General features: G+C 74.9%; 14 protein-coding genes and 1 pseudogene. 9 read left to right on the top strand and 6 right to left on the bottom strand.

The window, feature by feature from the left end; translation table 11 throughout:
* Positions 1-33 precede the first annotated feature (33 nt).
* The 6 genes and pseudogenes from IF61_RS0124910 to IF61_RS0124885 all read left to right on the top strand — a co-directional run bounded on the left by IF61_RS0124910 (position 34) and on the right by IF61_RS0124885 (position 9,038).
* A complete protein-coding gene (locus tag IF61_RS0124910; protein ID WP_245684601.1) occupies positions 34-2,481 on the top strand; it encodes a molybdopterin oxidoreductase family protein in 2,448 nt (815 codons plus the stop codon).
* Entirely contained in the window at positions 2,478-3,773 is a 1,296-nt protein-coding gene (locus IF61_RS32645; RefSeq protein WP_043190589.1) for an NAD(P)/FAD-dependent oxidoreductase, read from the top strand. The genes IF61_RS0124910 and IF61_RS32645 overlap by 4 nt, the downstream gene beginning before the upstream one ends.
* A gap of 19 nt (positions 3,774-3,792) precedes the next feature.
* On the top strand, positions 3,793-6,384 hold the full coding sequence (gene nirB, locus IF61_RS0124895; RefSeq protein WP_030368761.1) for a nitrite reductase large subunit NirB: 2,592 nt from the start codon (positions 3,793-3,795) through the stop codon (positions 6,382-6,384).
* Positions 6,381-6,710 (top strand): annotated as a pseudogene (gene nirD / locus IF61_RS37120) (nitrite reductase small subunit NirD); the annotation flags it as partial. The gene nirB and the pseudogene nirD, both read left to right, overlap by 4 nt.
* Positions 6,711-6,830: 120 nt before the next feature.
* Positions 6,831-8,147: a nitrate/nitrite transporter gene (locus IF61_RS0124890; protein WP_245684605.1), complete on the top strand. Its 1,317-nt coding sequence runs from the start codon at positions 6,831-6,833 to the stop codon at positions 8,145-8,147.
* Between the two features lie 57 nt (positions 8,148-8,204).
* A complete protein-coding gene (locus IF61_RS0124885) occupies positions 8,205-9,038 on the top strand; it encodes a sirohydrochlorin chelatase (RefSeq protein ID WP_245684600.1) in 834 nt (277 codons plus the stop codon).
* Here the strand turns inward: IF61_RS0124885 and IF61_RS0124880 are convergent.
* The 4 genes from IF61_RS0124880 to IF61_RS0124865 all read right to left on the bottom strand — a co-directional run bounded on the left by IF61_RS0124880 (position 8,954) and on the right by IF61_RS0124865 (position 12,050).
* The gene (locus tag IF61_RS0124880) at positions 8,954-9,448 is read right to left on the bottom strand and encodes a pyridoxamine 5'-phosphate oxidase family protein (protein ID WP_043190585.1); all 495 of its coding nucleotides are present in this window, start codon (positions 9,446-9,448) and stop codon (positions 8,954-8,956) included. The genes IF61_RS0124885 and IF61_RS0124880 overlap by 85 nt on opposite strands.
* Before the next feature lie 64 nt (positions 9,449-9,512).
* Entirely contained in the window at positions 9,513-10,064 is a 552-nt protein-coding gene (locus IF61_RS0124875) for a hypothetical protein (RefSeq protein ID WP_030368757.1), read from the bottom strand.
* The gene (locus IF61_RS0124870; protein ID WP_052393001.1) at positions 10,061-10,714 is read right to left on the bottom strand and encodes a GNAT family N-acetyltransferase; all 654 of its coding nucleotides are present in this window, start codon (positions 10,712-10,714) and stop codon (positions 10,061-10,063) included. The genes IF61_RS0124875 and IF61_RS0124870 overlap by 4 nt, the downstream gene beginning before the upstream one ends.
* Positions 10,715-10,778: 64 nt before the next feature.
* The gene (locus IF61_RS0124865; RefSeq protein WP_043190584.1) at positions 10,779-12,050 is read right to left on the bottom strand and encodes a globin domain-containing protein; all 1,272 of its coding nucleotides are present in this window, start codon (positions 12,048-12,050) and stop codon (positions 10,779-10,781) included.
* A 224-nt stretch (positions 12,051-12,274) separates the two neighbouring features.
* On the opposite strand from IF61_RS0124865, the gene IF61_RS0124860 reads away from it, so the two are divergent.
* Complete coding sequence (locus IF61_RS0124860) at positions 12,275-12,988, top strand: response regulator (protein ID WP_030368754.1); 714 nt, start codon at positions 12,275-12,277, stop codon at positions 12,986-12,988.
* A 146-nt stretch (positions 12,989-13,134) separates the two neighbouring features.
* Here the strand turns inward: IF61_RS0124860 and IF61_RS0124855 are convergent, their stop codons facing one another.
* Both IF61_RS0124855 and IF61_RS0124850 read right to left on the bottom strand, forming a co-directional pair.
* On the bottom strand, positions 13,135-14,574 hold the full coding sequence (locus tag IF61_RS0124855; RefSeq protein WP_078660471.1) for a GAF domain-containing sensor histidine kinase: 1,440 nt from the start codon (positions 14,572-14,574) through the stop codon (positions 13,135-13,137).
* A gap of 308 nt (positions 14,575-14,882) precedes the next feature.
* Positions 14,883-15,710: an alpha/beta fold hydrolase gene (locus IF61_RS0124850; RefSeq protein ID WP_030368752.1), complete on the bottom strand. Its 828-nt coding sequence runs from the start codon at positions 15,708-15,710 to the stop codon at positions 14,883-14,885.
* A gap of 189 nt (positions 15,711-15,899) precedes the next feature.
* Between IF61_RS0124850 and IF61_RS0124845 the strand changes: the two genes are divergently transcribed.
* Together IF61_RS0124845 and IF61_RS0124840 are read left to right on the top strand one after the other, a co-directional pair.
* Positions 15,900-16,781 (top strand): helix-turn-helix transcriptional regulator, encoded by an 882-nt coding sequence (locus IF61_RS0124845; RefSeq protein ID WP_030368751.1) that lies wholly within the window; start codon positions 15,900-15,902, stop codon positions 16,779-16,781.
* A 161-nt stretch (positions 16,782-16,942) separates the two neighbouring features.
* Positions 16,943-18,124, top strand: coding sequence for an FAD-dependent oxidoreductase (locus tag IF61_RS0124840; protein ID WP_030368750.1), 1,182 nt, complete (start codon positions 16,943-16,945; stop codon positions 18,122-18,124).
* The last annotated feature ends 8 nt before the right edge of the window (positions 18,125-18,132 follow it).

Here is an 18,132-nt window from a genome sequence, read left to right as displayed (position 1 = left end):
GGGGCGTAACGACCCGGAGTGAACCTCGGTGGCATGACGACCTCCGGCTCCGGCACCGCCACGGACACCCACTGCCCCTACTGCGCCCTGCAGTGCGGCATGCGGCTGCGGCCGGGCGCCGGGCCGGAGCCCGTCGAGGTCCTGGAGCGCCCTGACTTCCCCGTCAACCGGGGCGCCCTGTGCGGCAAGGGGCGTACCGCCGCCGCGGTGCTGCGCCCCGGTGTGCGGCTCACCGAGCCCCTCGTCCGCGACGACCGGGGCGCCCCCCTGCGCCCGGCCTCCTGGGACGAGGCCCTCGACCGCGTGGCCGCAGGCCTCACGACGGCGCAGCGCCGCTACGGACACGACGCCGTCGGCGTCTTCGGCGGCGGCGGGCTCACGAACGAGAAGGCGTACCTGCTGGGGAAGTTCGCGCGCGTCGCGCTCCGCACGCCGCACATCGACTACAACGGCCGCTTCTGCATGTCGTCCGCGGCGGCCGCGCACCGCCGCGCGTTCGGCATCGACCGCGGCCTGCCCTTCCCGCTCGCGGACATCGCCGGTACGGACTGCGTGATCCTCGTCGGCGCGAACCCGGCCGAGACGATGCCCCCAGCGCTGCGCTACTTCCGCGAACTGCGCGAGAACGGCGGCCGGCTGATCGTCGTCGATCCGCGCCGCACGCGCACCGCCGAGCAGGCCGACCTGCACCTGCAGCCCCTTCCCGGTGCCGACCTCGCCCTCGCGCTCGGGCTGCTGCACCTGCTGATCGCCGACGGGCGGGCCGACAAGGACTTCATCGCCCGCCGCACGACGGGCTTCGCGCAGGCGCGGGCCGCGGCGATGGCGCACTGGCCGCAGCGCGTGGAGCGGCTGACGGGCGTGCCGGTGGCGCAACTGGCCGCGGCGGCCGAGATGTTCGGGGAGGCGCCGCGCGGCATGGTGCTGACCGCGCGCGGTCCCGAGCAGCAGAGCAAGGGCACGGACACCGTGAGCGCGTGGATCAACCTGTGCCTGGCGGCCGGCAAGGCGGGCCGCCCCGGCTCCGGGTACGGCTGCCTGACCGGCCAGGGCAACGGCCAGGGCGGCCGCGAGCACGGCCAGAAGGCCGACCAGCTCCCCGGCTACCGCTCGATCACCGACCCCGCCGCCCGCCGCCACGTCGCCGCCGTCTGGGGCGTCGACCCCGACGGCCTGCCCGGGCCGGGCCGCAGCGCCTACGAACTGCTCGACTCGCTCGGCACCGACGGCGGCGTCCGCGCGCTCCTGCTCATGGGCTCCAACCCGGTCGTCTCCGCCCCCCGCGCCGCCCACGTCACCGAGCGGATCCGCGCGCTGGACTTCCTCGCCGTCGGCGACGTCGTCCTCTCCGAGACGGCCAGGCTCGCCGACGTGGTCCTGCCGGTCACCCAGTGGGCGGAGGAGACCGGCACGACCACGAACCTCGAAGGCCGCGTCATCCTGCGCAGCAAGGCCGTCGACGCCCCCGAGCGCGTGCGCAGCGACCTCGCCGTCCTGCACGGGCTCGCCGCCCGGCTGGGCGTGCCCGAAGGCTTCCCCGAGGACCCCGAGGAGGTCTTCGAGGAGCTGCGGCGCGCCTCGGCCGGCGGCCAGGCGGACTACGCGGGCATCAGCTACGGCCGCATCCGCGCCGAGGATGGCGTCTTCTGGCCCTGCCCGGCCCCGGACCACCCCGGCACGCCCCGCCTCTTCCTGGACCGCTTCGCCACCCCCGACGGCCGGGCGCGGTTCGCGGCCGTGACGCACCGGCCCGCCGCGGAGGAGCCCGACGGCCCCGACGGCGACTATCCGCTGTACCTGACGACGGGCCGCGTCGTCGGCCAGTACCAGAGCGGCGCCCAGACGCGGCGCGTCGACGAGCTCAACCGCTCCGCGCCCGGCCCGTTCGTGGAGGTCCACCCCGTCCTCGCCCGCCGCCTCGGCGTCGCGGAGGGCGAGCTGCTGGCGGTCACCAGCCGGCGCGGCCGGGCGGTCGCCCCGGCCCGCGTCACCGACACCATCCGGCCGGACACCGTCTTCATGCCCTTCCACTGGGGCGGGGAAGGCCGCGCCAACACCCTCACGAACCCGGCCCTGGACCCGGTCTCGCGGATGCCCGAGTTCAAGGTGTGCGCGGTGCGGGTGGGGCCTGCGGCCGGCGAGCGGGAGAAGCGGGGTGCTGTCACGGAAGCCGCGGAGCCTGCGCGGCGCACGGAGCCTGCGCGGCGCCCAGAGCGCACAGGGCCCACGCGGCGCACGGAGCCCACGCATCGCACGGAGCCCATGCAGCGCACAGAGCGCACGGAGCCCATGCAGCGCACAGAGCGCACGGAGCCCGTGCAGATCACGGAGCCCGTGCAGATCACGGAGCCCGCGCAGCGCATGGAGCCCGCGCAGATCACGGAATCCGCGGCACGATCCGCTCCCGGGGAGCGCACCGGGCGCCGGGCCGTCGCCGGGCGCACGGCGTCCGGTCCCGCCGTGCCGGGGCGGGCGTCATGACCCGCCGTATCGCCGTCGTCGGCGCCGGGATGGCCGCGGCCCGCTTCGCCGAGCGCTTCCAGGCCCTCGGCGGGGACGCGGAGGTCACGCTGTACGGCGCCGAACCGCGCGCCCCGTACAACCGGGTGCTCCTCGCCGACGTCCTCACCGGGCGGTACGCCGCGGACGACCTCACGCTGCCGTCCGGTGACGCGCGGCTGCGGACGGGCTGCGAGGTGACGGGGCTCGACACCGTCGCCCACACCCTGCGGCTGGCGGACGGCGAGCACGTCCCGTACGACGAACTGGTCCTGGCGACGGGCGCGGAGCCGGTCGCCTGCGGCGGGCTCCGGCGGGGGCTGCGCGGGGTGCACGTGGTGCGGTCCGTTGCCGACTGCGACGAGCTGGCCGGTACGGCGGTCGGCGCCCGGCGGGCGCTGGTGATCGGGGGCGGCGTCCTGGGGGTGAGCGTGGCCCGTGCGCTGGCCGTGCGGACGGCGCTCGGTGCGGTGTCCGCACACTCGTCCGGCGACCGCCGGGAGGCGCCCCCACGGGCTGAAATCCCGCCGGGCGCGGATGCCGGCGACCGCCAGGGACACGAAGCCGCCCCGCTGCCCGTCACGATCGTCCACCAGGCAGCCCACCTGATTGAACGTCACCTGGACGGCCAGGCCGGCACACTGCTGCAGCACCGCCTGGCCGCACTCGGCGTCGAGGTCCGTACCAGCACCCGGGTCCGCAACCTGCACGGAACGGACCGCGTCGCCGCCGCAACGCTCTCCGACGGCCACGTCCTCGACGCCGATCTCGTCGTCGTCGCCTGCGGCGTCACGCCCCGCACCGCCCTCGCCCGCGCCGCCGGCCTCCCCGTCCGCACCGGCGTCGTGGTCGACGACCGCCTCTCCTGCGCCCCGGACGTGTACGCGATCGGCGACTGCGCCGAGCACCGAGGCCGTACGCACGGCACGGCCGGCGCCGCCTGGGAGCAGGCCGACGTACTGGCCGCCCGGCTCTCCGGCGCCGCCCCGGACGCCGCCTACGCGGGCTCGCGCCCGTACGCCCGGCTGTCGGCCGGGCCCCTGGAGTACGCGGCGTTCGGCGATCCGGCCGCCGACGAGAGCGGTCTCGACGTGCTCCGCATCGCCGACGCGACCCGCGGCTCGTACAAGAAGCTCGTCCTGCGCGGCGACCGGATCGCCGGGGCCATCCTCCTCGGCGACCTGGCGACGGTCGGCGCCCTCGCCCGCGCCTACGAACGGGACGAAGCCGTACCCGCCGACCCCTTCCACCTGCTGACCTCTTCCACCTGCTGACCTCCCAAGGAGCCTCCTGATGACGGCTGCACGACGCCTGGTTCTCGTCGGCCACGGCATGGTCGGACAACGCTTCCTGGAAGCCCTGTTCGAGCAGGCCCCGGCCGGGCCCGCCCCGCGGTGGCAGGTCACCGTCCTCGCCGAGGAGCCCCGCCCCGCCTACGACCGCGTCCACCTCAGCTCCTGGTTCACCGGCACCTCCGCCGAGGAGCTCTCCCTCTGCCCGGACGGCTTCCTGGAGAAGTACGGCATCGAGCTGCACCTCGGCGACCGCGCCACCGCCGTCGACCGCGCCGCCCGCACCGTCACCACCGCCTCGGGCCGCGAACTCCCCTACGACGCGCTCGTCCTGGCCACCGGCTCCTACCCCTTCGTGCCGCCCGTCCCCGGCCACGACGCCCCCGGCTGCCACGTCTACCGCACCATCGAGGACCTGGAGGGCATCCGCGACGCCGCCGCCACGGCCGGCGCGGGCGCGGTCATCGGCGGCGGGCTCCTCGGCCTGGAGGCCGCCGGTGCGCTCAAGGCCATGGGACTCCCCACCCACGTCGTGGAGTTCGCGCCCCGCCTCATGGCGCTCCAGGTGGATGACGGCGGCGGCGCCGTCCTGCGCCGCAGGATCGAGGACCTGGGCGTCACCGTCCACACCGGCGCCGGAGCCCAGCGCATCGAGACCGGCGCGGACGGCACGGCGCAGGCCCTCACCCTCTCCGACGGCACACGGCTCCCCACCGACCTGGTGATCTTCGCGGCCGGCGTGCGCCCGCGCGACGACCTGGCCCGCGCCTGCGGCCTCCCCGTGGGCGAGCGCGGCGGCATCGTCGTCGACGAGCACTGCCGCACCGCCGACCCCGCCGTCCTCGCCATCGGCGAGTGCGCGCTCGCCGCCGACGGCCGCGTCTACGGGCTCGTCGCGCCCGGCTACGCCATGGCCGAGGCCGCCGCGCAGGCCCTCTCGGAGGCCGGCGGATCCTTCACCGGCGCGGACACCTCCACCAAGCTCAAGCTCCTCGGCGTCGACGTCGCGAGCTTCGGCGACGCGCACGGCGCCGCCGAGGGCGCCCTCGACGTCACGTACTCCAACAGCCGCGACGGCGTCTACAAGAAGCTGGTGATCGGCGCGGACGGCGCGCTCCTCGGCGGCGTCCTCGTCGGCGACACCGAGGCGTACGGCATCCTGCGCCCCCTCGCCCTCAGCGGCACGCCGCTGACCGCCCCGCCCGAACAGCTGGTGCTGCCCGCCTCCGCCGGAGCCCCGGCCGGGCCCGTGACCCTGCCCGACGACGCCGTCGTGTGCTCGTGCCACCACGTCACCAAGGGCGCGGTCAGGGCGGCGGTGAACGACAAGGGCTGCACGTCCGTCCCCGAGATCAAGCAGTGCACCAGGGCCGGCACGGGCTGCGGCAGCTGCGTGAAGCTGCTCGGCACGCTCGTCACCGACGAGCTCGCCGCCGCCGGCGTCGAGACCGCCCGCGGCCTGTGCGCGCACTTCGAGCACACCCGCGCCGAGCTCTACGAGATCATCCGCGTCAAGGGCATCGACACTTTCGCCCGCCTCATCGACGAGCACGGGACGGCCGGTACGGGCGCGGAGGGCTGCGACGTCTGCAAGCCCGCCGTCGGCTCCATCCTCTCGAGCCTCGGCAACGGCCACATCCTCGACGGCGAGCAGGCCGCCCTCCAGGACACCAACGACCACTTCCTCGCCAACCTCCAGCGCAACGGCTCGTACTCCGTCGTCCCGCGCGTCCCCGGCGGCGAGATCACCCCCGCCGGGCTCATCACCATCGGCGAGATCGCCCGCGACTACGGCCTCTACACGAAGATCACCGGCGGGCAGCGCATCGACCTCTTCGGCGCCACCGTCGATGCGCTCCCGGACATCTGGCGGCGGCTCGTCGACGCCGGCTTCGAGTCCGGCCACGCCTACGGCAAGGCCCTGCGCACCGTGAAGTCGTGCGTGGGCGAGACCTGGTGCCGCTACGGCGTGCAGGACTCCGTCGGCCTCGCCATCGAACTGGAGCTGCGCTACCGCGGGCTGCGCGCCCCGCACAAGCTCAAGTCCGCCGTCTCCGGCTGCGCCCGCGAGTGCGCCGAGGCGCAGAGCAAGGACTTCGGCGTCATCGCCACCTCCACCGGCTGGAACCTCTACGTCGGCGGCAACGGCGGCATGACCCCGCGCCACGCCGACCTGCTCGCCGCGGACCTCGACCGCCCCGCGCTCATCCGCACCATCGACCGGTTCCTGATGTTCTACATCCGCACCGCCGACCGCCTGGAGCGCACCGCCCCCTGGCTCGAACGCCTCGACGGCGGCCTCGACCACCTGCGGGCCGTCGTCATGGACGACTCCCTCGGCATCTGCGCCGACCTGGACGCGCTCATGGCCCGCCACACCGCGACCTACGAGGACGAGTGGGCCGCCACCCTCGCCGACCCCGTCCGGCTGCGCCGCTTCGCCTCCTTCGCGAACGCCCCCGGCACCCCCGACCCGACCGTCCGCTTCGTCCCCGAACGGGGCCAGATCCGCCCTGCCCTGCCGCACGAGGACGGGCAGGTCCTCACCGCGCCGCTGATCGCCGGCGCCCAGCTGGAGGTGCGTGCAGGATGACCGTGGAGATCCACGACGGAACGGGCTGGCAGCCCGTGTGCGAATGGGACGGGCTCGTCCCCGGGCGCGGGGTCGCCGTGCTGGTCGGCGACGAGCAGGTGGCGGTCTTCCGCGACCGGGCCGGAGAGGTCTACGCCGTCGGCAACCGCGACCCGTTCAGCGGCGCGCACGTCCTCTCGCGCGGCATCCTCGGCAGCCGCGACGGCGCGCCGGTGGTGGCCTCGCCCATGTACAAGCAGGCGTTCTGCCTGCGGACGGGCGCCTGCCTGGACGAGCCGCTGGCCCCGGACGGCAGCGACGCGGCGGTACGGGTGTGGCCGGTGCGGCGGGCGGACGGCCCGCGGGCGGCTGTCACCGCGGCCCCGGTCGCTGCAGCCCCGGTCACCGCGGCCCCGGCCACCGCGGAGGGCCCCGCTCCGCCGCCTCCCCGGGCCCGCCGCCACGACATCGGCGACTGGCGCCCCGAGGACCCCGACTTCTGGCGGGAGACCGGTGCCCGGACCGCCCGCCGCAACCTCTTCTTCTCCGTCCTCTCCGAGCACATCGGCTTCTCCGTCTGGAGCCTGTGGTCCGTCCTCGTCCTCTTCCTCGGACCCGAGTACGGCATCGACCCGGCCGGGAAGTTCCTGCTCACCGCCCTGCCGACGGCCCTCGGCGCGGTGCTGCGGCTGCCGTACACCGTCGCCGTCGCGACCTTCGGCGGCCGCAACTGGACGGTGATCAGCGCCCTCCTGCTGCTCGTCCCGACCGTGCTGGCCGGCGTCGTCCTCGAACCGGGCGTCTCCTACGGGACCCTGCTCGCCGTCGCGTGCGTCGCCGGGGTCGGCGGCGGCAACTTCGCCTCCTCCATGGCCAACATCAACGCCTTCTACCCGCAGCGGCTCAAGGGGTGGGCCCTCGGCGTCAACGCCGGCGGCGGCAACCTCGGCGTCCCCGCCGTCCAGCTCCTCGGCCTGCTGGTCCTCGCCACCGCGGGCAGCGGCCACCCGCGCCTGCTGCCGCTGATCTACATCCCCCTCATCGCCCTCGCGGCCCTCGGCTCCGCGCTGCGCATGGACAACCTGACCGCCCTGCGCAACGACAAGCGCGCCTTGCGCGAGATCTGCCGCGAGCCGCACACCTGGGTGATGTCGGTGCTCTACATCGGCACCTTCGGCTCCTTCATCGGCTTCGGCTTCGCCTTCGGGCAGGTGCTGCAGGTGCAGTTCCACGCTGACTTCGACACCCCGGTCAAGGCCGCCGGACTCACCTTCCTCGGCCCGCTCCTCGGCTCGCTCGTGCGCCCCGTCGGCGGGATGATGGCCGACCGCTGGGGCGGGGCCCGGGTGACGCTGGCGACCTACGGGGCGATGGCGGCGGGCGCGATGGCCGTCCTGGCCGCGTCCCGGGAGGGCTCGCTGCCACTGTTCGTCACCGGGTTCGTGGCCCTGTTCGTCTTCAGCGGCATCGGCAACGGCTCCACGTACAAGATGATCCCGGCGATCTTCCGCGCCCGGGCCCGGACCGCGGTGGAGGTCCACGGCGCCGACCCGGCCGAGGCCGAGCGGGCCTCCCGGCGCCGCACCTCGGCCCTGATCGGCGTCGCCGGCGCGGTGGGCGCCTTCGGCGGCGTCCTGGTCAACCTCGCCTTCCGGCAGTCGTTCCTCGGCTCGCACAACGGCGACGCGGCCTACCTGGCCTTTCTGGCCACGTACGCCCTGTGCGCGGCCCTGACGTGGGCGGTGTACCTGCGGCCCCGCCCGGGCCGGCCGGCGGGGGTGTAGGCGATGGCGGCGATGACGATGGTGACGGCGCGAGCGACGGCGAGGGCGACAGTGAGGGTGACGACGGAGGTGCGGCGCGCGCCCGCTCTGGTCCTGGTCGCCCACGGCACCCGGAACCCGGCCGGGACCGCGGTGACCGAGGCGCTGGCCGGGCGCGTCCGCGCACTGCGGCCGGACCTCGCCGTACGGGTCGGCTACCTCGGCCTGGTGGCGCCCTCCCTGGACGAGGTCCTGGCCGGGCTGCGGGGCGAGGCGGTGCTCGTGCCGCTGCTCCTCGGGACCGGCCACCACATACGGTTCGACATTCCGGCGGCGGTGGCGTCCGCGGGACCCCGGCTGCGCTGCCGCACCGCCCCCGCGCTGGGGCCGCACCCGCTCCTCGCCGAGGCCCTCGCGGACCGGCTGGCGGAGGCGGGGAGGGATGCCTGCTCGCCGGCCCCCGTCGTCCTCGCCGCCGCGGGGTCCTCGGACCCCGCGGCCCGGGGGGACACCGAGCGCATGGCACGGCTGCTGGCCCTGCGGAGGGGAGTGAGGGTTGTGCCGTCGTACGTGTCGGGCGACGGGCCGCGCCCCGCGGACGCCGTGGCTGAGCTGCGGGCCGAAGGGCACGAGGGCGTGTCCGTGGCCACGTACCTGACGGCGCCGGGGCACTTCAGCGAGTCTGTGCGGGAGTCCGTGCGGGAGTCTGTGGGGGAGCCCGTTCGCGAGTCCGTGCGGGAGTCCGTACGGAGGGGAGTGAGCGATGTGCTCGTGTCCCGCCCGCTGGGCCCGCACGACGCCGTCGCCCGGCTGGTCGTCCGCCGGTATCAGCAGGCCGGAGCGGGCGGGTGCGGGCACCCGGGGACCAGCCGGACGCCCGTCACGAGCGTCGGCCGGATCCGTACCGCGTAGTCCATCCGCGCGTCCCACCAGGGCGTCAGGAGCGCTGCGTAGCGGGCGAGTTCGTCCGGGTCCGTGACCGGCATGCAGTAGCCGGTGACGACGACGCTCCAGCCGAGGTGCGTGACGGGGTCGATGGCGTCGGCCTCGTACGCGACGACGACGCGACGGACGGCCGCGCCGGGCTGCCGCGCCGGCGGCACGGGCTGTTGTGCGGTCGCCGCGAGCCCGGCCAGGGCGGCGCCCTCGTGGGTGCGGATGACGATGTGGCCGCCGTCCACGACGTGGTTGACCGGGCGGATGGCCGGCAGCGCGCGCCGGGTGAAGACGACCCGGCCCAGGGAGACGGTGCGCAGGAGCCGGAGGGACTCGGCGCGGGTCAGCTCGATGCGGCGGCGGGGCGGTGCGGTGGTGTCGCTCACCCCTCCAGTACAGGCGGCCGGTTCACAGGACACCAGGGCCGAACGGCCCCGGGCCGCCGCAGGGTTACTCCTGCCCGTAGGACAGGTGCCGCTCCACCTGTTCGGGCGGCATCGGGGCGCTGATGCGGTAGACGTCGCCCGGCCGCAGGTTCCCCGGCGTCAGGTACTCCTCGTGCTCGGCGACGACGCTGACGGACACCTGCGACTCCGGCTGCCAGTACAGGCGGTAGTTCGGCGCGTTCCAGGGGTCCGGGATCTCCAGCAGCGTCGTGCCGCGCCGCTCCAGCAGCCGCTGCAGCTTCTCGAAGCGCAGCCTCCGGGCGAACCGGCCGTACCGGGTCCGTAGGGCGTCGTTGACGACCTTCCCGCCGTGGGCGAGCCGGTGGACCTGCAAGGAGAAGTGGTGGCCCTGCCACGGGTGCCCGGCTGATTCGCGGGTCCAGAAGAACTCCGCCAGGCCGTAGTCGCGCCACATGTTCGTGTCGTCGGGGGAGTTCTCGGCGAAGTCCGGCCCCAGGACCGTGGCGACCCGGTCGGGGGTGTCCGCCGGCCGCGCGCCGAGCACCGTGCCGGTGGTGACGACGCTCATGTAGAACGCGAGGGAATGGGGAGTCACCGTGCCATTCTCTGCTCGCGGCGGGCCCGCGAGGCGTCCGGGTCCGCCCCGGACTCCGGCCGCCCGCGGTGCCGGAACCACTCCGGCGCGACGATCGACATCACCTCGGCGTCGACCCGCTCGCCCTCCCACAGCAGCGCTCCCCGGAGCACGCCCTCCGGTACGAAGCCGGCCTTCTCGTAGGCGCGGCGGGCGCGCGGGTTGAAGGCGTACACCTCCAGCCAGATGCGGTGCAGGCCGAGCGTCTCGAAGCCGTAGCCGACGATCAGCCGGGTCGCCTCGGTCCCCAGCCCGCGCCCGGGGGCGCCGGGCACGGAGCAGATGCGGAAGGCGCAGCTCTCGTTGCCCGGGTCCCAGTCGAGGAGGACAGCTTCCCCGACGACGTTCCCGGTCGCCCTCTCCACGATCGCGAGGTCCAGCCGGTCGTCCTGGTCGCCGCGCGAGGCGTACCAGGCCCGTAGCCCGGCCTCGTCGTGCGCGGCGTGGTCACCGGTCAGCCGCGCCGTCTCCGCGTCCTGGAACATGGGGAGCAGCGCGGGCACGTCGTCCACCGTGAGCGGTCGCAGCCGGGTCAGTTCGCCGGTGAGCGTGGGCTTGAACTTGAAGGAGAAACCGGGGGCGGCCGGAACGCCTTCGGCGTGATCGTTCATGGGCGCAGTGTGCCGGGGCCGGAGCGCCGCTGTCGTCCGGATATCCGCTGTAGCCCGCCGGGCCTCACGTCCGGTCCGGCAGTGGGTCGTGCCGGATGCGCCCGGCCGGCACGCCCTCCGCGGTCAGCCGTGCCACGAGCGGTCCGGCCATGGCGGGCGGGCCGCTCACGAAGGCGAGCCGCCGGGACCAGTCGCCGTGCCCCGCGACGACGTCGGCCAGCGCGCCGTGCTCGCCCGGGCCGGGGCCCTCGCCGATCACCTGGGTGACCTTCAGCCACGGGTAGCGGCGGCGCAGCTCCGCCGGCGACTCCGTGTCGTACAGCGCGGAGGGGTGCCGCACCCCGAGGAAGAGGTGCACTCCGCGCCGGGCGCCCCGGTGCGCGGCCAGCTCCTGCAGCAGCGCCTTGACCGCGGCCCAGCCGGTGTCGCCCGCGATGAGCAGCAGGTCGTCCGCGGGATCGCCGTCGTCCAGCGTCATCGTGCCGCCCGGGGGGCCGAGCCGCAGGACGTCGCCGACGCGGGTGCGCGCCACGAGGGCCTCGCTGACGCCTCCGCGACCGGTCAGTTTCACGTGGAACTCCAGCTCGCCGTCCGGGCGGGGCGCGCAGGCGACGGAGTACTGCCGCCACGCCTGGGGCAGGAGCGGCGAGGCCACCGAGGCGTACTGCCCGGCCCGGTACGGGTACGGCTCGTGCGGCCGTACGCGCAGGACGGCGAGGTCCGCACGCCGTAAGTCGTGGTCCGTGACCGTGGCCTGCCAGGCCGCGGGCTCGCCCAGGGCGGCCTCCGCGCCCTCGACCATGGCGGCCACCGCGAACCGCAGCATGCGCACCCACGCCCCCTCCATGCCCTCGCTCCAGCGGGGGCCCGCCGTGCGGCGCAGCGCCTCGCACAGCGACGCCTCGAACGCCCGGTAGTGGGCGGGCCGTACGCCCAGCTTGCGGTGGTCGCGCCCGAGGCGGGTGAAGGTCGCCGCGACGGCGTCGGGGTCGTGGAGGTTCTCGATCAGGTACCAGAAGATCGCTTCGAGGTGCTTGCGCTGGAACTCCATCGACTCCGGGAAGAGGCGCCGCAGGAACGGCCGGTGCGCGAACATCGCGTCGTAGAGATGGGCTATCAAGTCCTCGAAGGGCGTGACGAGTTCGAGGTGGTCGGTGATGAGGCGCTGGTCGGCTGCGCCGTCGTACGGCTGCTGCGGTGCCGCCGCCGTGGCCGCCGTTCCGGCACCCTCCGCCGCCTGCCGCCCGGTGCCCGCGGGGGAGAGCAGCCGCTTGCGGAGCCGCATCGCGTCGTGCCGGGCGAGCAGGGAGTGGTACGTGTCGTTGACGGTGTTCACGGGTGGGCAGCTCCTCGACGGCGCCTCGCACACGGGCTGGGGCGGGCCAGTATGGCAACCGCCCCCGGGGACCGCCCGGCCCTGGTCAGCAGGGCCGTTCGGCCCTATCGGCGGGGTGCGGGCCCGGTGTGAGCTGGGTCCGCGGTCCGTTGCGCCCGGCCCCGGCAGCGGTGCCCGCACCCTGGTGCGCGGTGCCCCTGCCGGGCCCGGACATACTGCCTCGTATGGACCGAACCGATACGGAAACAACGGAAACAGCTGAACAGACCGTGCCGTTGCGCGTGTTCATCCTCGACGACCACGAGGTGGTCCGCCGCGGCGTCCGTGACCTCCTCGAAGCGGAGCCGGACATCGAGGTCGTGGGGGAGGCGGCCACGGGCCGGGAGGCCCTCGCGCGCGTCCCGGCGTCCCGCCCGCACGTGGCCGTCCTCGACGTGCGCCTCGGGGAGAGCGGCACGGAGGGCGGCGACCACGGCGGCATCGAGGTGTGCCGCGAACTCCGCGCCCGCATGCCGGACCTCGCCTGCCTGATGCTGACGTCCTTCGACGACGACGAGGCCCTCTTCGACGCCATCATGGCGGGCGCCGCGGGTTACGTCCTCAAGCAGATCAACGGCTCGGAGCTGGTGTCGGCGGTGCGGACGGTGGCCACGGGGAGGTCGACGCTGGACCCGCGCACGGCGTCCCGGGTGATGGACCGGCTGCGGGCGCCGCGGGAGCCGGAGGCCCCCGAGACGTCGGAGCTCGACAGCCTCTCGCCCCGCGAGCGGGAGATCCTCGACCTCATCGGGGAAGGGCTGACGAACCGCCAGATCGCCGACCGGCTCTTCCTCGCCGAGAAGACGGTCAAGAACCGGATCTCGTCCATCCTGGCGAAGCTGGGGGTGGGGCGGCGGGTGCAGGCGGCGGTGATAGCGGGCCGGACGAAGAAGGGGTAGCCGGAGCCGGAGCCGGAGCCGGAGCCGTAGCCGTAGCCGTAGACAGAGCCGCAGCCGCAGCCGTAGCCGCAGACGTAGACGGAGCCGTAGGCCGTGTGCCCGAGGCGTTCAGTAACGCGGTGCGCAGTTCGTCGCGGCGCGGCGGTTCACTCCGGCAGCGGCACGCTCCACACGATCCGCGTCCCGCCGCCCTCGGGCGTCTCCACGGCCAGCTGCCCGTCGTGGAGCTCCGCCCGGGAGCGCATGTTGGCCAGCCCGCCGCGCCGCGGGGCGGAGCCGACGCCGACGCCGTCGTCCGTCACTGTCAGCGTCGCCCGCTCGGCCACCGTCAGCATGACCTCGACGCGGCGTGCCGCGGCGTGCCGGGCCGCATTGCTGAGCGCCTCCGCCGCCACGGCCAGGATCTGCTCGGCCAGCTCGGCGGGAACGTCGGTGTCGGCCGGCCCCTCGATCCGCAGCGCGGGTGCGAAGCCCAGCGTCCGCGTGGCCGCCTGCACCGCCTCGGCCATGCCGCGCCGCAGGCTCGGCCCGCCGCCGCGGCCGTCCCCGGCGGTCCGCAGGCCGAAGATGGTCGACCGGATGATCTGGATGGTCGTGTCCAGGTCGTCGACCGCCCGGCCGACGCGCTCGACGGCCTCCGGCCGGTCGATCAGGCGCGTCGCGCTCTGCAGCGTCATGCCGGTGGCGAAGAGCCGCTGGATGGCCAGGTCGTGCAGGTCGCGGGCGATGCGGTCACGGTCGTGGAGGACGGTGAGCTCCTCCGACTCGGCCCGGTGCTGGGCGAGTTCGAGGGCGATGGCGGCCTGGTCGGCGAAGCCGGATATCAGCTTCACCTCGCTCTCGTCGAACGGCGGCCGCCCGGCGCGGCGCCGCAGCCGCAGCGCGCCGCGGGCGCCGTCGGCGGTCTGGAGGGGGACGGAGAGGGTGGGGCCGTGATGGCCGCCGTCCTGGTTGTCCCGCTCCACGACGACGGCGCTGTCCGCGTCCGCGACCTCCATCGCCCGCTCGGCGATGAGCTTCAGGGCCGCGTCCGCGTCCGTGCCCGACAGCAGGCTGCGCGTGATCTCGCCGAGCGCCTGCAGCCAGCGCTCCCGGCGGCGGCTCTCGTGGTACATCCGGGCGTTGTCGATGGCGACGCCCGCGGCGATGGACAGGGTGGTCAGGACGGCCTCGTCGTCCGCGTCGAACGCGGCGCCGCCCCGCTTCTCGGTGAGGTAGAGGTTGCCGAAGACCTCGTTGCGGACGCGGACCGGCACGCCCAGGAACGTGCGCATGGGCGGGTGGTGTTCGGGGAAGCCGTAGCTGCGCGGGTGGCGGGTGAGGTCGGTGAGCCGCAGCGGGGCGGGGTTGTGGATGAGCTCGCCGAGGATGCCACGCCCGCAGGGAGTACGGCCGATGCGCGCCGTGAGCTCCTCGGACATGCCGACCGGCAGGAACTCCGACAGCGTCTGCCCGTCGCCGACGATGCCGAGGGCGCCGTACTCGGCATCGGTGAGGGTGACGGCCGCCTCCACGATGCCGTGGAGCACTTGGGGGAGTTCGAGGCCGTGGCCGATGCTCATGACGGCGTCGAGGAGACCGCGCATGCGGTCGGCGGACGGTAAGTGCGCGGACTGGTGCTGAGCGCTTTGCTGATCAGCGGCTTGATCTGCGGTTTCCGTCATGACTGCTCCCCGGGCCGAGTCCCTGCCCAGCAGCGTACGACACCTGTGCGACAGGGCCTGACGGGCTGTGGAAAAGGGACCGTACGGCCCTGGGCGCGGGGGTTCCGCGCCGGTGATGCTGATGTCCGGCCGGGAGGAGCCGCATGGCCCGCCCCCGTGTTCTGAGGCTCCTCCCGCGCCGGCCCTGCCTCTCGCGCCGGCCCTGCCTCCCGCGCCGGTCCTGCCGGAGCTCACGCACCGGCGGTGAAGTCGTCCACCAGCTTCCGGAACTCCTCCGGCTGCTCGAAGAAGGCGACGTGCCCGGTGTCGAGCTCGGCGTAGGTGCTGCCGTGGATCGCGGCGTGCAGGGCGCGGCTCTGCTCGACCGGCACGGTGGCGTCCTGCAGGCAGCCGATGACGAGCGTCTCGGCCTGGACGCGGGGCAGCAGGTCGCGGATGTCGACGCGGGCGTCGAGGTCGGCGTGGCGGAGGGTGCCGGGGGTGGCCGGCATGTTGGCGGACATGGCGTCGACCTGCTCCCGGCCGAGAGCATTGAGGAAGCCGGGGCTGAAGCCCGTCATCGTGACGAACCGGCCGAAGGCCTCATGGTCGGTCGTGCCGAGCCGGGTCCACAGGGCGAAGGTGTTGCGGAGGAACTCGTCGCCCTCGGTGTGCGCCCAGCCGGCGACCAGGATCAGCCGCCGTACGAGGTCGGGCCGCAGCGCGGCGACGGCCGCGACGACGGGGGAGCCCAGGGAGAAGCCCAGCAGGTCGACGGGGCCTCTGCCCGCGTCTTCGATGACGGCGATGACCTGGGCGGCGAGGCCCTCGACGGTGAGAGGGCCACCGCCGTCGGTGGTGCGGTCGGTGCCGGAGAGGTCGGGAGTGATGACCGTACGGTCCTCGGCGAACCGCGGGGCGATCTGTCCCCAGGTCAGGGCGGCGCCGGTGGACCCGGTGCCGTGGACGAGGACGAGGGGGGTGCGGGTGGAGTCGGAGGGGCCGAGGCGGTCGTAGTGGACGAGGGCGTCGGCGACGGTGACGGTGGCGGTGGTGATGGCGGTGCTGGTCGTGCTCATGGGAGGACTCCTGGCGCGGATGACGTGCTGATGGGAACCCCGACCGGTCGGGGGAGGCCCCCGGCCTGCGGGGGTCGCCCCCGACCGGTGGGGACGACCCCCACACTTCCGTCGTCCGCGATCCCGCGGGAGAGCCCTGCCGACCCTGGGACTGCCGGTCCCTGGTTCGCGGTGGACGCGTCGGCGAGGATGATCAACATGACGACCGCCTGCCCCCGCCCGGACCGCCCGGAGCTCGCCGACTTCCTCCGCCGCTCCCGCGACCGGATCCGCCCCCAGGACGCGGGGCTGCCCGCAGGCCCGCGGCGCCGCACGCCCGGCCTGCGCCGCGAGGAGGTCGCTCAGCTCGCGGGGATGTCGGTCGACTACTACATCCGCCTGGAACAGGCCCGCGGCCCGCAGCCCTCCCCGCAGATGCTCGCCTCCCTCGCCCGCGCCCTGCGCCTGGACACCGACGAACGCGACCACTTGTACCTGCTGGCGGGCCACCGCCCGCCCGCGGGCCGCACCGCGGGCGACCACGTGGCCCCCGGCCTGCTCCACCTCCTCGACCAGCTGCCCGCGACACCGGCCCAGGTCGTCAGCGACCTGGGCGACGTCCTGGCCCAGAACGCCATGGCCCAGGCGCTCCTCGGCGGTGTCTGCACCGTCTCCGAGCACGGCCGCAACGTCGTCTGGCGCTGGTTCACCGACCCGGCCGTCCGCGCCGCGTACCCGCCCGAGGAGCACGAGCACTACGGCCGCCTGCACGCCGCGGACCTGCGCGCCGCCGTGGCCCGCCGTGCGGGGGATCCGGCGGCGACCCGCCTGGTCGACCGCCTCCGCGGGGCCAGCGACGAGTTCCGCACCCTCTGGGAACGCCACGAGGTGGCCGTCCGCCGCCGCACCCGCATGCGCGTCCTGCACGCCGTGGTGGGCCCCGTCGACCTGGACTGCCAGGTCCTCCTCTCTCCGGACTGCGACCAGCGCCTGATCCTCCTCACTCCGCCCCCGGGCACGGACACCCCTGACCGTCTGGCCCTCCTGGGAGCGGTGGGAACACCGCAGTTCGCCGAACCGGCGGCGAGGTAGCCGCGGGCCCGAGGCGGCCGCCCGACCGAGGCAGCTCTCCGGCCCGAGGCCCGGGCCGGAGAGCTGCCGCCGGGCGACCCGTCCGGGCGAGTGTGTCCCTGGCCTGCGCGGGAACACGGAGCGGAAGGGGTGGGAGCAGCCGCGAGAGGAGGCTGACACCGATGAAGGCCGTGATCTGCGGCGCCGGAATCGCCGGACTGGGCCTCGCCCGGTGCCTCGGCGACGCCGGCTGGGACGTGGTGGTCCTGGAGAAGGCCCGCGCCCTCCGCACCCAGGGCTACATGATCGATTTCTTCGGTCCGGGCTACGCGTCCGCCGAGGAGATGGGCCTGCTGCCCCGGCTGCGGGAGCTCGGCTACGCGGTGCACGAACTCCGCTACGTGGACGAGGCCGGGCGCAGACGGGCGGGGATGACGTACGACACGCTGAGCCGCGCCGTCGGCGGCAGGCTGATCAGCATCATGCGGCCGGACCTCGAACGCGCGCTGTACGAGAGCCTGCCCGCGGGCGTCGACGTACGCTTCGGGACCACGCCCAAGGCAGTCGAAGGCCGCACGGACGGCGCGACCGTCACGCTGGACGACGGCACGCGCCTCGACGCCGACGTCGTCGTCGGTGCGGACGGCGTTCACTCGGCCGTGCGGCGCCTCGCCTTCTGCGAAGCGGAAGGAGACGACGAGCGCCACGTCCGCCATCTCGGCTTCCACACCGCGGCGTTCGTCTTCGAGGACCCTGAGGTCCACGCCGCCTGCCGGGACAGCTTCGTCCTCACCGACACGACCGACCGGCAGATGGGCTTCTACAGCCTGCGCGACGGCCGCGTGGCGGCGTTCGCCGTCCACCGGGCGGCCGATCCCGGACTGCCCGGCGACCCGCGGGAGGCGCTGCGCAAGGAGTACGGCGGGCTCGGCTGGGTCGTGCCGCGGGCGCTGCGCGCGTGCCCGCCCGGCGACGAGGTGTACTACGACCAGGTCGCCCAGACCGAGCTGCCGTGCTGGAGCCGGGGACGGGTGACCCTCGTCGGTGACGCCTGCCACGCGGTCTCGCTCCTCGCCGGCCAGGGCGCCTCCCTCGGCCTCGCCGGCGCCCGCCTCCTCGCCGGGCAGCTGGCCGGGGCGCCGTCGGCCGCGACGGCGCTGCGGCGGTACGAGGAGCAGTGGCGGCCGGTGGTCACGGAGAAGCAGCGTGCGGCGCGCAAGGGCGTGCGCTGGTTCCTGCCCCACTCGCAGGGCCAGCTGCGCGCGCGCCGCCTCGCCCTGCGCGCCGCCCGGCTGCCGGGGGCGGGCCGGTACCTGGCCTCGGCGCTGACGGGGAAGTCGCGGGGGATCCTCGGCGGGGACTGAGGGACTGA

The organism is Streptomyces roseoverticillatus (assembly GCF_000719265.1).
GTDB lineage: Bacteria > Actinomycetota > Actinomycetes > Streptomycetales > Streptomycetaceae > Streptomyces > Streptomyces roseoverticillatus.
Note: the sequence above shows the minus strand (reverse complement) of the source record. Positions and strands in the feature narration are given on the sequence as shown.